Annotated in this window: 15 protein-coding genes; 9 read left to right on the top strand and 6 right to left on the bottom strand. The window is 68.9% G+C overall.

What is annotated here, in order from left to right; genetic code table 11:
- Positions 1 to 99: 99 nt before the first annotated feature.
- Positions 100 to 810: a phosphate signaling complex protein PhoU gene (gene phoU, locus ACGFI6_RS29215; protein WP_393124110.1), complete on the top strand. Its 711-nt coding sequence runs from the start codon at positions 100 to 102 to the stop codon at positions 808 to 810.
- Between the two features lie 63 nt (positions 811 to 873).
- Here phoU and ACGFI6_RS29220 read toward each other — a convergent pair whose 3' ends face one another.
- Positions 874 to 2,862, bottom strand: a complete 1,989-nt coding sequence (locus ACGFI6_RS29220) for a hypothetical protein (protein ID WP_393124112.1) — start codon at positions 2,860 to 2,862, stop codon at positions 874 to 876.
- A 256-nt stretch (positions 2,863 to 3,118) separates the two neighbouring features.
- Here ACGFI6_RS29220 and ACGFI6_RS29225 point away from each other — a divergent pair, with 256 nt between their 5' ends.
- A complete protein-coding gene (locus tag ACGFI6_RS29225) occupies positions 3,119 to 3,625 on the top strand; it encodes a type IV toxin-antitoxin system AbiEi family antitoxin domain-containing protein (RefSeq protein ID WP_393124114.1) in 507 nt (168 codons plus the stop codon).
- A 164-nt stretch (positions 3,626 to 3,789) separates the two neighbouring features.
- Here the strand turns inward: ACGFI6_RS29225 and ACGFI6_RS29230 are convergent, their stop codons facing one another.
- The 4 genes from ACGFI6_RS29230 to ACGFI6_RS29245 are packed head-to-tail and all read right to left on the bottom strand — an operon-like array spanning position 3,790 to position 7,213.
- The gene (locus ACGFI6_RS29230) at positions 3,790 to 4,536 is read right to left on the bottom strand and encodes a phosphoglyceromutase (RefSeq protein WP_393124116.1); all 747 of its coding nucleotides are present in this window, start codon (positions 4,534 to 4,536) and stop codon (positions 3,790 to 3,792) included.
- A 10-nt stretch (positions 4,537 to 4,546) separates the two neighbouring features.
- The gene (locus ACGFI6_RS29235; protein ID WP_393124118.1) at positions 4,547 to 5,035 is read right to left on the bottom strand and encodes a YbjN domain-containing protein; all 489 of its coding nucleotides are present in this window, start codon (positions 5,033 to 5,035) and stop codon (positions 4,547 to 4,549) included.
- Positions 5,032 to 6,288 (bottom strand): D-inositol-3-phosphate glycosyltransferase, encoded by a 1,257-nt coding sequence (mshA, locus tag ACGFI6_RS29240; RefSeq protein WP_393124703.1) that lies wholly within the window; start codon positions 6,286 to 6,288, stop codon positions 5,032 to 5,034. The genes ACGFI6_RS29235 and mshA overlap by 4 nt, the downstream gene beginning before the upstream one ends.
- A gap of 46 nt (positions 6,289 to 6,334) precedes the next feature.
- Positions 6,335 to 7,213: a helix-turn-helix transcriptional regulator gene (locus tag ACGFI6_RS29245; protein WP_393124120.1), complete on the bottom strand. Its 879-nt coding sequence runs from the start codon at positions 7,211 to 7,213 to the stop codon at positions 6,335 to 6,337.
- Positions 7,214 to 7,316: 103 nt separating this feature from the next.
- Between ACGFI6_RS29245 and ACGFI6_RS29250 the strand changes: the two genes are divergently transcribed.
- From ACGFI6_RS29250 to ACGFI6_RS29275, 6 genes are all read left to right on the top strand, one after another.
- Positions 7,317 to 8,060, top strand: coding sequence for an SDR family oxidoreductase (locus ACGFI6_RS29250; RefSeq protein ID WP_393124122.1), 744 nt, complete (start codon positions 7,317 to 7,319; stop codon positions 8,058 to 8,060).
- Positions 8,061 to 8,138: 78 nt separating this feature from the next.
- On the top strand, positions 8,139 to 9,140 hold the full coding sequence (locus tag ACGFI6_RS29255; RefSeq protein WP_393124124.1) for a hypothetical protein: 1,002 nt from the start codon (positions 8,139 to 8,141) through the stop codon (positions 9,138 to 9,140).
- A 43-nt stretch (positions 9,141 to 9,183) separates the two neighbouring features.
- The gene (locus tag ACGFI6_RS29260; protein WP_393124126.1) at positions 9,184 to 9,933 is read left to right on the top strand and encodes an SDR family NAD(P)-dependent oxidoreductase; all 750 of its coding nucleotides are present in this window, start codon (positions 9,184 to 9,186) and stop codon (positions 9,931 to 9,933) included.
- Between the two features lie 70 nt (positions 9,934 to 10,003).
- A complete protein-coding gene (locus tag ACGFI6_RS29265) occupies positions 10,004 to 10,390 on the top strand; it encodes a helix-turn-helix domain-containing protein (protein WP_393124128.1) in 387 nt (128 codons plus the stop codon).
- Positions 10,391 to 10,412: 22 nt separating this feature from the next.
- Positions 10,413 to 10,946 (top strand): hypothetical protein, encoded by a 534-nt coding sequence (locus tag ACGFI6_RS29270; RefSeq protein ID WP_393124130.1) that lies wholly within the window; start codon positions 10,413 to 10,415, stop codon positions 10,944 to 10,946.
- 111 nt (positions 10,947 to 11,057) lie between these two features.
- Positions 11,058 to 11,402 carry a DUF2516 family protein gene (locus ACGFI6_RS29275; RefSeq protein WP_393124132.1) on the top strand — a complete coding sequence of 115 codons (345 nt, stop codon included), beginning with the start codon at positions 11,058 to 11,060 and terminating at the stop codon, positions 11,400 to 11,402.
- Here ACGFI6_RS29275 and ACGFI6_RS29280 read toward each other — a convergent pair.
- Positions 11,399 to 12,190, bottom strand: a complete 792-nt coding sequence (locus ACGFI6_RS29280) for a L,D-transpeptidase family protein (protein WP_393124134.1) — start codon at positions 12,188 to 12,190, stop codon at positions 11,399 to 11,401. The two genes, ACGFI6_RS29275 and ACGFI6_RS29280, sit on opposite strands and share 4 nt — an antisense overlap.
- A 91-nt stretch (positions 12,191 to 12,281) precedes the next feature.
- Between ACGFI6_RS29280 and ACGFI6_RS29285 the strand changes: the two genes are divergently transcribed.
- Positions 12,282 to 13,142, top strand: a complete 861-nt coding sequence (locus tag ACGFI6_RS29285) for a haloalkane dehalogenase (protein WP_393124136.1) — start codon at positions 12,282 to 12,284, stop codon at positions 13,140 to 13,142.
- The last annotated feature ends 4 nt before the right edge of the window (positions 13,143 to 13,146 follow it).

The following is a 13,146-nucleotide window of genomic DNA, read 5'->3' on the forward strand; positions in this document are numbered from 1 at the left end:
CGCCGTCCGGCAACCTCGACGGCATACGGTCACCGTCAGGCGGGTACCTTGCCCTTGCGCCGCCGCGGCACCGGACACCACAGATCGGATTCGAACACCATGCGTGACAGTTACCACGAGCAGCTCGACGACATCCTCGCCGAGCTGGAGCGGATGACGCGGACGGTGTCCACCGCCGTCCGCCGGTCCACCGCGGCCCTGCTGGAGGCGGACATCCGCAAGGCCGAAGAGGTCATCGCGGCCGACATCCAGCTCGATGCCGCCGGCGAGGGCGTGGAGGAGAAGGTCTTCGAGCTGATGGCGCGGCAGTCGCCGGTCGCCAACGAGCTGCGGATGCTGGTCGCGGCGCTGCGGATGATCGCCGACCTGGAGCGGATGGGCGACCTGGCCGCGCACGTGTCCAAGATCGCCCGGATGCGCTACCCGGCCCCCGCGATCCCGACCGAGCTGCACGACGTGATCGAGTCGATGGGCTCCGTGGCGGGCAAGATGGTGGACGCGGCCGGCGACGTCATCGCATCCCGCGACGTCGAGGCAGCGGGCCGGCTCGAGGCCACCGACGACGAGATGGACAAGCTCCGGTCCAACCAGTTCCGCCTGATGATGGACGCCGACTGGCCGCACGGCGTCGAGGTCGCCGTCGACATGGCGCTCCTCAGCCGCTACTACGAGCGCATCTCCGACCACGCAGTCGCCATGGCCCGCCGAGTCGTCTACCTAGTCACCGGCGAACTCCCCGTAGCCATCGGCGGCACCGCCGCCGGCTCCGGAGCCGGCGCCTCAGCCCCCAACCCCAACGGCAACAACTGATCCACCCTGCAGGAGCCCCCGGGTAGTTGCCGGGGGCTCCTGTCTGTTCAGCTCCGCCCGGTCTCAGCGGGCGATGTCGATGGCCGCACCGAGCGGCTGATCAGCGCGGAGCGTCCAGCCGGAGCGGTCCTCGAAGCCCGGGTTCCGGACGTCGAGGTTCACGCCCTCCAGGTGGTCGAACCCGACCGTGAGGCCGGGACCGGTGAACGCCTGCTTGCTGCACACGGCGAACTGGATCGACACCGACGGCTTGCCCTGCACGAAGTCCGTGACGTCGATGCCGCCCTGATGGTCGGATCCGTTCAGGTAGAACCAGGGCCAGTAGTCGCCCGCGTCGCGATCCCAGACCAACTGTCCGTCGATGCGGAGCTGCTTGAAGATCTGGTCGAACCTCGCCTGCTCCGGATCGGCGTGCCAGAACGACAGCTCGTACCGTGGCTCACCGGGTCGCACCCGTACCTGCTGAGTCGCCGAAGCACAGGTGTTCGCGGGCACCGGCCCCTCCGGCACGGTGAACGCCAGCCGGCCGTTGCCGTACATCGCCCGGTTCTCCGGCCCGATCCGTACGGCGTTCCCGCGCGGCCCGTGGACCGGCCGGAACGACTCGCCCTGGTACCGGGCGTACGCGGCACCGATCGCGTCGAAGATCCGCGCCGGACGGTCGATCGCGTAGATGTCGATGTAGGGCTGCATGGTCGGCTGGTTACGGGTCAGGTCCCAGTCGCGGTCCTGCTCGAAGCCACCGTTGCGTACCGCCACGCCCCGTCCGGACACGTCGTCGATGCTCCAGTCGAGCGGCCACCAGCCCACCCCACGCTGGTCGAACAGCCGGAACGTCACCTTCGCGGACGTCTTGCCGCGCAGCGCGGCCGTCAGGTCCACCGTGGTCGTGAGCCAGGTCTCCTTCGGATCGTCCTCGACGTCGCTCTGCCAGACCACTTGGTCGTCGACCAGCAGCTGCTTGATCTGGTACCCGCGCAACCCGCCCTCGTCCGGATCCCGGTGCCGGAACGTGATCGACCGCGCACCGTTGCCAGTGACAACCATCTGCTGCGAAGCGGCGGCGAAACTGCCGTCGGTGGTGGCGGTGAAGTTGCCGACGCTGAGACTCAGCCGGCCGTTCCCGGTGTGCCCCCAGTAGTCCCAGCTCGGCTGCTGCAGATCGGTCCGCAGCGGAGCGCCGTACGCGATGACGCCCTCTAGACGGCCGTCCTGGAGGTACGGCGTGGCGCGGCGCAGCACGTCCGCGACATAGCGCTCGTCCGGGTGGATCATGCCGTCGAGGAACCGGCCGGTGTACGCGAGCAGCACCAGGCCGAGCCCGGCCGGGCGCAGGACATCCAGCGATGCATCGAGGCGTGGTTCGAGCCAGGTGGGATCGATCGTGTTGTTGAGATACCCGGTGTACGGGTAGATCACGCCGTCCAGGGAGCCCTTGATCTTGTCGGCGGTCGCGGGCGTGATGTCCCAGGAGTAGAGCGTCACGTACCACTTCAGCCGCGGGTTCACCGCCTGCTGCGCGGCCCGGACCTGGCCGAGGTACTCCTTGGTGAACAGCTCGCCGTTGGCGCCGGCCAGGAAGTCGTCGATGCCCCACGACCTGACGTTCGGGTAGGTCAGTGAGAGCTTGGCGATCTCGGTCGCCCATCGGACGTAGTCCTCGTCGTACGGCCTCGAACAGCGGCCGTCGAGGTGCCGGGCCGGGTTCCGGAAGCACTCCGAGGGCGGTACGAGGTACACCATCACGTCGATCCCGGCCCGGGCGGCGGCCGGCGCGAACTCCAGGCGCAGGTCGTCCCAGTCGGTCGCCTTGTCCCAGATCCCGAACGTGTACATCGTCGCGTGCAGCTGCCGCAGGCGGCCGATCGTGGCCGCGGTGTCGATGTGCCGGAATCCGTCCGCGCGCGGTGCGGCCTCACGGATCTTGGCCTCGACGGTGTTCCCACCCTCCATCGCCGACAAAAACGGTTCGGCGGGTGCGGCTGCCGCGGCCCGCGGCACCACCCCGGGTATCAGCAGGAACGCCAGCAGCAGTACCCAGACCCGACGCATCATTCCGTCCTCCAGAGCGATGGAATACGGATATCTTCGATATTCTGAAACAATCTCCCGTAATTAAGAGATTAGAACCAGTTCCACCGCCCGGCAAGACCTCACGTACCGAAGGACGGGTAGTGGTACCTGTTCCGCCGGCCAGGCGGTCGCCGGCCCGGCGTGAACTGCGCCGTGACGCGGGACCACTACCCGTCCTTCGGTACGTTGTGGATAACTTTGCGCAGCATCCGGCGCCGACGGGCATGATGCTCCGATGGCATCCGTGGTCGAGGTGCTGGCCAGGCTGGGAGGGTGGGCCGACGCCGCGCCCTTGGTGAAACTGACGTCTCGGCGTGCGCTGGCAGCCGCTGTTCGCTGCGGTGACGTCGTGCGTCTGGCCCGCGGCGTCTACGGACTTCCTGGTGTCGCGACCGATCTGTCGACCGCTATCGCCTACGACGGGACGCTCTCGCACCTCAGCGCGGCCGGTGCGTGGCGATTGCCACTGCTCCACCATCCGGAGAAGCCACACGTCACGCTGCCGACGAACCGGAACGCCCGCTCAGGCCCACCCGCCGTCCTGCATTGGGCGGACCTCCCGATGGCAGACCGGCGCGAACGCCGGACATCGCTGCAACGCACAGTCCTCGCCTGCGCCAGGATCCTTCCCTTCGGCGAGGCACTGGCTGTCGCCGGTGCTGCGACGCGGCTCGCGGAGAGTTTCCTCGAAAGCTGGTCGCGGCCGGGTGGCTGGTGCTTCGGTTTACCTACCAGCAGGTGATCGGGGATCCCCGGTGGGTGGTTGCCACGGTGATGAGCGCACTTGAGCAGCGGCTCGGCGTGCAGAAGAACGGGTAGTGGTGCCGGATCTGGTGTCCGCTCAGGCGTGGCCTGATCCCGGGCCTGGCTCGGACAGCCACCACTACCCGTTCTTCGGTACGACCTTCAGCGGCCTTGGTTCTTGACGGCTTCGATGGCTTCCTTGGCGGCGGTGGGGTCCAGGTATTCGCCGCCGGGGGTGACCGGCTTGAAGTCTTCGTCGAGCTCGTAGTAGAGCGGGATGCCGGTCGGGATGTTGAGGCCGACCACGGTCTTCTCGTCGAGGTTGTCGAGGTGCTTGACGAGGGCGCGCAGCGAGTTGCCGTGCGCGGTGACGAGGACGGTCTTGCCGGCGCGCAGGTCCGGGACGATCGCGTCGTACCAGTACGGGAGCATCCGCTCGACGACGTCCTTCAGGCACTCGGTCGCGGGCAGCAGCTCCGGCGGCATCGCGGCGTACCGCCGGTCGCCGGCCTGGTCGTACTCGGAGCCGCGCTCGATGGCCGGCGGCGGGGTGTCGTACGAGCGGCGGAACAGCATGAACTGCTCCTCGCCGAGCTCCTCCAGGGTCTGCTTCTTGTCCTTGCCCTGCAGGCCGCCGTAGTGCCGCTCGTTCAGCCGCCAGGAGCGGCGGACGTCGATCCACTGCCGCTCGGCGACCTCGAGCGCGATGTTCGCGGTCCGGATCGCGCGGCGCAGGACCGAGGTGTGCAGTACGTCGGGGAGCAGGTCGCGATCGCGGAGCAGCTCGCCACCGCGCTGCGCCTCCTCGACACCCTGGGCGTTCAGGTCGACGTCGACCCAGCCGGTGAAGAGGTTCTTGGCGTTCCAGTCGCTGTGGCCGTGGCGGAGCAGGATCAGGCGATAGGTCATGCCCCGGAGTCTATCGAGGCTCCAGCCAGCCCTTGAACGCGTCCAGGTTCCGGGTGGATTCACCGCGCGAGACCCGCCACTCGTACTCGCGCCGGATCGAGGTCGCGAACCCGAGCTCGAGGATCGTGTTGAACGACGTGTCGGCATATTCGAGTACGGCACCGAGCAGCCGATCCACCTCGGTCGGGGTGATCGCGTGCAGCGGCACGCGCCCGTCCAGGTGGATGTCGCCGAGGTGGTCGACGGCGAACGCGACGCCGTACATCTTCAGGTTCCGCTCGAGCAGCCAGCGGTAGACCGCCGCGTGGTTCTCGTCCGGGTGCCGCGCCACGAACGCGTGCACGTTGACGGCCTGCGCCCCGACGGTCAGCGTGACCGTGGTCTTGAGCTTCCGCTCCCCCGGCAGGTCCGCGCTGAACGCACCCGGTTCACTCTCCGTGAACTCCAGCTCATTCTCGGTCAGCACCTGACGGATCACGTCCGCCGCGGCAACTCTCACCCGGCCACCTCCGCGTCTGCGGCCAGCTCGGCCGCCATCGTCTGCGCCGCGGTCCGGTACGCCGCCAGCGTCTTCCGCGCGGTCAGTTCCCACCCGAAGCCCTGCGCATGCTCGACCGCCGCCCGGCTCATGCTCTCGCGGGTCGCCGGATCCGTCGCGATCCGGGCCAGCGCGTCGGCGAAGTCGTCCACGCGGTGCCCGTGCACCAGGTACCCGGTTCGGCCGTCGAGCACCGCCGTACTCAGGCCGCCAACCGCGGCCGCGACCACCGGCGTACCGCAGGCCTGGGCCTCCAGCGCGACCAAGCCGAACGATTCCGAGTACGACGGGACGCACACCACGGAGGCCGCGCGGTACCAGTTGGCCAACCGCGGGCGCTCCATCGGCTTCACGAACCGCGTCACGTCGTCGATCCCGAGCGCGCGGGCCAGCTCCGCGTGCGATTCCGGATGCTCCATCCCGTTCCCGGACGGCCCGCCGATGATGGCGACGACCAGCCGCGAACGCAGCGACGGGTCGTGCTCGAGGATCCGCGCCGCGGCCCGGAGCAGCAGGTCGGGCGCCTTCAAGGGCTGGATCCGCCCGACGAACGCCAGTACGACGGCATCCGCCGGCAGCCCGACCGCCTCCAGGGCAGCTCCCCTGTCGCCAGGGCTGAACAGCTCCAGGTCCACGCCCGGGTTGACCACGCCGACCTTCGCTGGCCGGGCGCCGTACAGCTCGATCAGCTCGCGTGACTCGTCGCCGGTGTTGGCGAGCAGCCGATCGGCAGATTCGACGACCTGTTCCTCGCCGATCAGGCGCGCCGGCGGCTCCGGTACGTCATCCTCGGCCAGGCTGGCGTTCTTCACCTTGGCCATCGTGTGCATGGTGTGAACCAGTGGGACCGCCCAACGATCGCGGGCGAGCAGACCGACCTGGCCGGACAACCAGTAGTGCGAGTGGATCACGTCGTACCAGCCGGGCTCGTGGATCGCCTCGGCGCGCAGGACGGCGCGGGCGAACGTACACAGCTGGGCGGGCAGCTCGTTCTTGGTCAGGCCTTCGTACGGGCCTGCGGCAACGTTGCGGACCGTCACGCCGGGCATCAGCTCGACGCGGGCCGGCAGCACGGACGCGGTCGCTCGGGTGAAGACGTCGACCTCGATGCCCAGTCCGGCCAGTTGCTTGGACAGCTCAACGACATACACGTTCATGCCGCCGGCGTCCCCGATTCCGGGCTGGTCCAGCGGCGACGTGTGCAAGCTGATCATCGCGACCCGCCGGATCGGACGGTCGGCGGATAGGTCGGTCACGCCGTCAGGGTATCTCCGGGGCTTCGGCGGGGAATCGGGAGTTCTCCCTATCGGCGGCGGTCCAGCTCGCGAGGAGGCGCAGGTTCTGCTCGGAGGTGGAGCCTGGCTCGACGGTGTACGTCACGAGCAGCTGATCCGGTTCGCCCGGCGGCTGCAGCGTCTCGTACTGGACTGTGATGTCGCCCACCAACGCGTGGTGCTGCGTCTTGGTCCCGAACGTCTTGTCCTTCACGTCGTGCCGCGCCCAGTGCTCGCGGAACTCCGGGCTGTGGATCGACAGCTCCCCGATCAGCTCGGCCAGCTCCGGATCGTCCGGGTACCGGCCTGCATACATCCGCAGGTAGCCGACGGTCTCCTCCGCGACCGCGTCCCACTGCGGGTAGAAGTCCCGCGTCGCCGGGTCGAGAAACACCAGCCGCGGGATGTTGCGGTCCTTGCGGTCCAGGCTGCCGAAGTCGGCGATCAGCGCCGCCGCCAGCCGGTTCCAGCCCAGGACGTCCATCCTGCGGCCGAGCACGAACGCCGGTACGTCCGGCATCGAGTCGAGCAGCCGCTGCATCCCCGGCCGCAGCCGTTCCGGCGGCCGGCGTCGCGGCGTACGGCGGACCGGTTTCGCCAGCAGGGCAAGGTGTTTGCGCTCGTCCTCGGTCAGTTTGAGGACTCCCGCGACGGCGTCCAGGATCTCCTGCGAGACCTTGTCGGCACGGCCCTGCTCGAGGCGTACGTAATAGTCGGCGCTCACCCCGGCCGCCTGCGCGAGCTCCTCGCGGCGCAGTCCCGGCACCCGGCGACGCCCGCCGAACACCTTGAGACCGAGGTCCTCCGGCTGCACGCGCCCCCGGCGCGACTTGAGGAACTCGGTCAGCTCTGCACGGCGATCCATGCCCTCCAGTATCCAGATCGGCCGGATCCGCAACCTGGTCCTGCCAGAACCAGGCTCAGCAGAACCCTGGGTACCGCAGCGCAACCGCCCCAGGATCGATGCCATGACCAACTTGAGCAAGCGCACTGCAGTAGTCACCGGGGCAGCAAGCGGGATCGGCGCCGCGATCGCGACGCAACTGGCCGAGGCCGGCGCCTCGGTCGCACTGGCCGCCCGGCGGCGGGACCGCCTCGACGACCTGGCCGGCAAGCTCGGCGACCGGACGTTCGGGGTCGCCCTGGATGTGACGTCCCAGGACTCCGTCGACGCCGGAGCCAACCTGATCCACGAGCGGCTGGGCACCGTCGACCTGGTCGTGAACGCGGCCGGCGTGATGCTGGCGGCGCCGATCGCCGACGGCCGGCTCGACGACTGGACGCGGATGATCGACACCAACGTCACCGGCGTACTGCGGCTCGTCCAGGCGTTCACGCCCGACCTGATCGCGGCGGCCGGCGAAGGACGTACGGCCGACCTGGTGAACATCTCGTCGATCGGCGCGCACGTGGTCTTCCCCGGGTACGCGGTCTACGGCGCGACCAAGGCGGCGCTGACCCACCTGTCGGCCTCGCTGCGCGCGGACCTCTCGCCGTACGACGTCCGCGTGACGAACGTCGAGCCAGGCCTCACCGACACCGAACTCGCGACCCACCTGGACAGCCCCGGACAGGACCTGATCGCGTCGATGAACGACCAGATCGGCCCGCTCGCCGCCGCGGACATCGCTGACGTGGTGACGTTCGCCGTCAGCCGCCGCCGCGAACTGAACCTCCGCCAGATCATCGCGCTGCCGACCCGCCAGGCGTGACGTTGGTGGGTCTACCTCCACCTGGGTTGGCGGACTCACACCACTGTGCACAAGGCCGTTCGCCGAAAGCATTGAGCCATGCGAACAGTCCTCGAAGAAGCCAAGTCCTGGCATCGCCCGTTGATGCTGATGGTGCTCGCCATGGCGGGTCTGGTCCTGACCGCGGGCGTCGGCCTGGCCGTCGACCACCGCGAGATCCTCAACGAGTCCGTCTGGCTCAAGCCGTTCAAGTTCGGCATCTCGTTCGTCCTGTACGGAGCGACGCTGGCCTGGCTGCTTTCCAAGCTGCGTAAGGCGAAACGCTTCGGCTGGTGGACCGGGACCGTGTTCGCGATCACCGGGATCGTCGACGTCGGCTTCATCGCCGTACAGGCTGCGCGCGGGACGTTCAGCCACTTCAACGCCAACACCGACGCGTTCAACCAGGTCGGTCAGCAGGTGTTCATGTCGGGCGTCCTCGGACTGTTCGGCGCGAGCCTCGTGGTGGCGATCATGCTGCTGTTCCAGCGGGTCGGTGACGCACCGCTGAACCGGGCGATCCGGGTCGGGCTCGGGCTCGCCGTCGCAGGGATGGGGATCGCGTTCTACCTGGTCGGCGCAAACAGCCAGCACGAGCAGGTCATCGACGCGTACGGTCACCCGGTCACGCTGGGCGGCAGCCACGGGATCGGCGTCGAACCGGGCGGTCCTGGCATGCCGCTGACGCACTGGAGCACGGTCGGTGGCGACCTGCGGATCCCGCACTTCGTCGGGCTGCACGCGATCCACTTCCTGCTGATCGTCCTGCCCGCACTGCACCTTCTCGGCCGGCGTACGCCGTGGCTGCGGCCGGAGCGGGTCCGCGCGCGGGTCATCGGAGTCGCTGCCTTCGCGTACGCCGGTGTGATGCTGACCGTGACGGTGCAGGCGTTCCGGGGACAGCCGCTGATCCACCCGGACGGGGAGACGCTGGGCATGCTCGGTGGCTTCCTCGCGGTCAGCGCGGTGGCGCTCGCCGGTGTGGTCGGCGCGGCACGGCGGCAGCCCGTCGTACCGGCGCACGCCGCCCCGCGGCACCCGGTCGGGGCCGGCCGCGCCTGAGACAGGCCGCCAGGTCGCCGAGCGGCTTTGAGAGACTCGGAGCATGACTTCGAGCGAGCGTCCTCTGGCTGTGGTGACCGGTGCTAGCAGTGGGATCGGGGCCGCGTCGGCGCGCTATCTCGCCCGGGCAGGGTTCGAGGTGATCTGCGCCGCGCGGCGGCTGGACCGGATCGAGGCGCTGGCCAAGGAGATCGACGGCCGCGCGGTGCAGTGCGACGTCACCTCCGCCGCGGACGTCGCGAAGCTGGCGGAGGCCGTCGGGGACGAGCTGCAGGTGCTGGTGAACAACGCCGGCGGCGCGTTCGGGATGGAGCCGGTGGCCGACGCGGACCTGGACGCCTGGCGGCGGATGTACGAGGTGAACGTGATCGCGGTCGCCGCCGTCACCAAGTCGTTGCTCCCGGCCCTCATCTCCGGGCGGGGCACGATCATCGTGATGGGCTCGACCGCCGGACAGGTCGCGTACGAAGGCGGTGGCGGGTACGTCGCCGCGAAGCACGGCGCCAAGGCTGTGGTCGACACGCTCCGCCTCGAACTGTGGGACCAGCCGGTCCGGGTCACCGAGATCGCGCCCGGCATGGTCCAGAGCGAAGGCTTCGCGCTGACCCGCTTCGCCGGTGACGAGTCCCGGGCCGAGGCCGTGTACGCCGGCGTCCGCGAACCCCTCACGTCCGAGGACGTCGGCGACATCGTCGCCTGGATCGCCACCCGTCCGCAGCACGTCAACATCGACCGGATCACCGTCCGCCCCCGCGCCCAGGCCGCCCAACACAAGGTCCACCGGGAGCAGTAAATCCTTGACGTGAGCCGCCTCACCGGCAGCCTGCTTGCAATTGCAAGCAGGCTGCTAGCACACTGGGGGTATGGCCAAGTTGAGTGATCGGGCGGCTGGGGCGGTGGGCTCCGTCGGGGAGTACCTCGCCGAGCAGCGGCGGCAGGCGCAGTTGTCGCTGCGGCAGTTGTCCGACCTGGCCGGAGTGTCGAACCCGTACCTCAGCCAGATCGAGCGCGGCCTGCGGAAACCGTCGGCCGACGTGCTGCAGCAGCTCGCGAAGGCGTTGCGGATCTCCGCGGAGACCCTGTACGTACGGGCCGGCATCCTCGATCCGGACGACAGCCCCGACGGCAAGAAGTCCGCCGGTGTGGTCGACGCCGTCCTGCTCGACCCGGCGCTGAACGAACGACAGAAGCGCGTGCTGCTGGACGTGTACGCGTCCTTCGTCCGCGAGAACACCACCACTGCTGACTGACAACCTCACGAGGAGAAGCCTGATGGCTACCCGTACGCCCGTTACCCCGTTCTACGCGATCGCCGGCGCCGGCGACCTCGCGGTCGAGAAGGTCCGCGCCGTGGGCGTCGACGTGACCGCACGGTTCGCCAAGCTCGACCAGAAGGCGCTGCAGACCGAGCTCACCAAGGAGCTGGCCAAGGCGCAGGACGAGCTGACCAAGCGCTTCGAGGCGATCGTCGCCGACGCGCGGACCGCCCCGGCGAAGCTCCGCGAGCTGCCGAAGACCGCGCAGACCGGTCTGACCACGGTGCTCGGGCAGGCCGAGGAGACCTACGAGGACCTGGCCGGCCGCGGCAAGGACCTGGTCGAGCGGATCCGCCACCAGCAGTCGACCGAGGACCTGGTCGGCACCGCCAAGACCACGGTGAGCAAGGCCAAGGCCACCCGTACCACCGCGAAGAAGACCGCCCAGACCGCCACGCGGAACGTGAAGGCGACCGCGACCAGCGCCCGCAAGACCGCGAAGGCCGCCGCCAAGGCCGCCGAGTCCGCGGCCGGCAAGATCGGCGACTGATCACCACAGACAGTGACGATTCGCCCACTACCGGGTGAATCCTCGGCCTGGGCGGTCCCCAGCTGCGGCTGAGCAGCGGTGGGCCGCCCGGCTGTCGGTTAGGCTCGTAACATGAGCATCTGGCAAAGCCTGATCCCCGGATTCACAGATCCGCTGTCGGTGATCTGGTGGGTCCTGATGGCCATCAAGCTGGTCGCGCTCGCCGATGCGCTGCTGCGACCGCGGGCGGTCTTCATCGCCGCCGACAAGCTCACCAAGCCCGGCTGGGTGCTGATCCTGGCCGTTTTCGCCCTCAGCCAGGTCTTCCAGAACTGGTTGAGCTTCTTCGGCCTGATCGGCATCGTGGCGTCCGCCGTGTACCTCGTCGACGCCCGACCGGCCCTGCGCGCCGCCACCGGCCGCGGCCGCGGCGGCTGGGGCGCCCTTCGCCGTCGCCGCGGTCCCCGCCCACTCTAGGACCGGTAAACGATCACCTTGTCGCCGACGTGGACGTCGTCGAACAGGACCTTGATCTTGGCCAGGTCGCGGACGTTCACGCAGCCGTGCGAGGCGCCGTTGTACCCGCGGGCGGCGAAGTCCGACGAGTAGTGCACCGCCTGGCCACCGCTGAAGAACATCGCGTACGGCATCTTCGAGTCGTACAGCTTGGAGACGTGGTTCCGGCTCTTCCAGCCGACCGTGAAGCTGCCCTCCCGGGTCGCGGTCTTCACCGCGCCGAACCGGACGTCCATCTGCATCTTCACCACGCCGTTGACGACGTAGCGCAGCTGGCGGGTGGACTTGTCGATGCACAGCGCCACACCGGTCGCACAGCGCGGGTCGAGCTTCTTGCCGTTCACCACCGGGGCCGGCGGGAACAGCTCGGTCTGGGTCGGCTCGTGGGTGACCTTGACCAGCTGGTCCCAGCTGTTCTGGTCGAGGTAGCCGAGCTGGGGAATGCCCTTCGACTTCTGGAACTTCTTCACCGCAGTGCGGGTCATGGTCCCGAAGTCGTTGTCCAGGTAGCGCTTGTCGAGCAGCTTCAGCTGCACGAGGCGGGCCTCGACCTTGCGTACGTTCGTCCCGCTGGAGCCGTTCTTCCACAGCGCCTTGGGGTAGATCGGCAGCTCACCGCTGATCTCGAACGGCGCCGCCTGCACGTCGGCGGTGGTCGCGGTCGCGCTGTTTCCGGCAGTCAGCACTGCAGCCAGTGCTCCCCCGACGACCAGCGTCGACAGCATCTTGCGAATGATCAGCCCGCGCATCGGACACCCTCCGTAAGCCCCGTTCCTACACTTGTAGGACGTCCCCACAGCCGAAATAGTTGGCAATTCAGTTTACCGGAGGAGCCGGTCCATGCAGGTCGTGCAGAAATCTGTGTGTCTCGGCACCCAGCTTGCCTACCGCGAAGCAGGCGAAGGCTCTCCGATCGTCTTCCTGCACGGCAACCCCACCTCGTCACACCTCTGGCGCAACATCCTCGGCCCGGTGTCGGCCCTCGGCCGCTGCCTCGCACCCGACCTGGCCGGGATGGGCGCGTCCGGTACGTCGAACGCGCCCGAGGAACTGCGCTACCGGTTCATTGATCACCGGCGGTACGTCGACGCGTTCTTCGCGGCGCTCGGGCTGGATCGCGACGTGATCCTGGTCGGGCACGACTGGGGTGGGGTGCTGGCGGTCGACTGGGCGCGGCGGCATCCGGATGCGGTGCGCGGGATCGCGTATCTCGAGACGTTGGTCGCACCGGTCACCTGGGACAGCCCCAATGCGCCGGCGCCGGAGCTGTTCCGGCGGTTGCGTGGTCTGGAAGGCGAGCAGCTCGTGCTCACGGACAACGTTTTCGTGGAGGCCGTGCTGCCGAGCGGCACGCTCCGCACGCTGACGCCCGCCGACCTGGCCGCGTACCGGTCACCGTACGCCGAGCCCGGCGAGGGCCGCCGCCCGATGCTGACCTGGGCCCGCGAGATTCCGATCGACGGCACGCCGGCCGACGTACACGCCATCGTGACGGCGAACGCCGCGTGGATGGCGAGCTCGCGGGTACCGAAGCTGTTCGTCAACGGCGACCCCGGCGCACTGCTGACCGGACCGCTGCGCGAGCTGTGCCGTCGTTGGCCGAACCAACTGGAGGTGACGGTCACCGGGCTGCACTTCCTGCCCGAGGACTCGGCGTCGGAGATCGCCGCCGCGCTGCTGGACTGGATTCCCACCTGTTGAAGGA

The organism is Kribbella sp. NPDC048928, from assembly GCF_043197975.1.
Taxonomy (GTDB): domain Bacteria; phylum Actinomycetota; class Actinomycetes; order Propionibacteriales; family Kribbellaceae; genus Kribbella.

Coding starts and splice junctions, on each gene's coding strand:
- phoU (WP_393124110.1), top strand. CDS start 100: ATGCGTGACAGTTACCACGAGCAGCTCGACGACATCCTCGCCGAGCTG.
- ACGFI6_RS29220 (WP_393124112.1), bottom strand. CDS start 2,862: ATGCGTCGGGTCTGGGTACTGCTGCTGGCGTTCCTGCTGATACCCGGG.
- ACGFI6_RS29225 (WP_393124114.1), top strand. CDS start 3,119: ATGGCATCCGTGGTCGAGGTGCTGGCCAGGCTGGGAGGGTGGGCCGAC.
- ACGFI6_RS29230 (WP_393124116.1), bottom strand. CDS start 4,536: ATGACCTATCGCCTGATCCTGCTCCGCCACGGCCACAGCGACTGGAAC.
- mshA (WP_393124703.1), bottom strand. CDS start 6,288: ATGATCAGCTTGCACACGTCGCCGCTGGACCAGCCCGGAATCGGGGAC.
- ACGFI6_RS29245 (WP_393124120.1), bottom strand. CDS start 7,213: ATGGATCGCCGTGCAGAGCTGACCGAGTTCCTCAAGTCGCGCCGGGGG.
- ACGFI6_RS29250 (WP_393124122.1), top strand. CDS start 7,317: ATGACCAACTTGAGCAAGCGCACTGCAGTAGTCACCGGGGCAGCAAGC.
- ACGFI6_RS29255 (WP_393124124.1), top strand. CDS start 8,139: ATGCGAACAGTCCTCGAAGAAGCCAAGTCCTGGCATCGCCCGTTGATG.
- ACGFI6_RS29260 (WP_393124126.1), top strand. CDS start 9,184: ATGACTTCGAGCGAGCGTCCTCTGGCTGTGGTGACCGGTGCTAGCAGT.
- ACGFI6_RS29265 (WP_393124128.1), top strand. CDS start 10,004: ATGGCCAAGTTGAGTGATCGGGCGGCTGGGGCGGTGGGCTCCGTCGGG.
- ACGFI6_RS29270 (WP_393124130.1), top strand. CDS start 10,413: ATGGCTACCCGTACGCCCGTTACCCCGTTCTACGCGATCGCCGGCGCC.
- ACGFI6_RS29275 (WP_393124132.1), top strand. CDS start 11,058: ATGAGCATCTGGCAAAGCCTGATCCCCGGATTCACAGATCCGCTGTCG.
- ACGFI6_RS29280 (WP_393124134.1), bottom strand. CDS start 12,190: ATGCGCGGGCTGATCATTCGCAAGATGCTGTCGACGCTGGTCGTCGGG.
- ACGFI6_RS29285 (WP_393124136.1), top strand. CDS start 12,282: ATGCAGGTCGTGCAGAAATCTGTGTGTCTCGGCACCCAGCTTGCCTAC.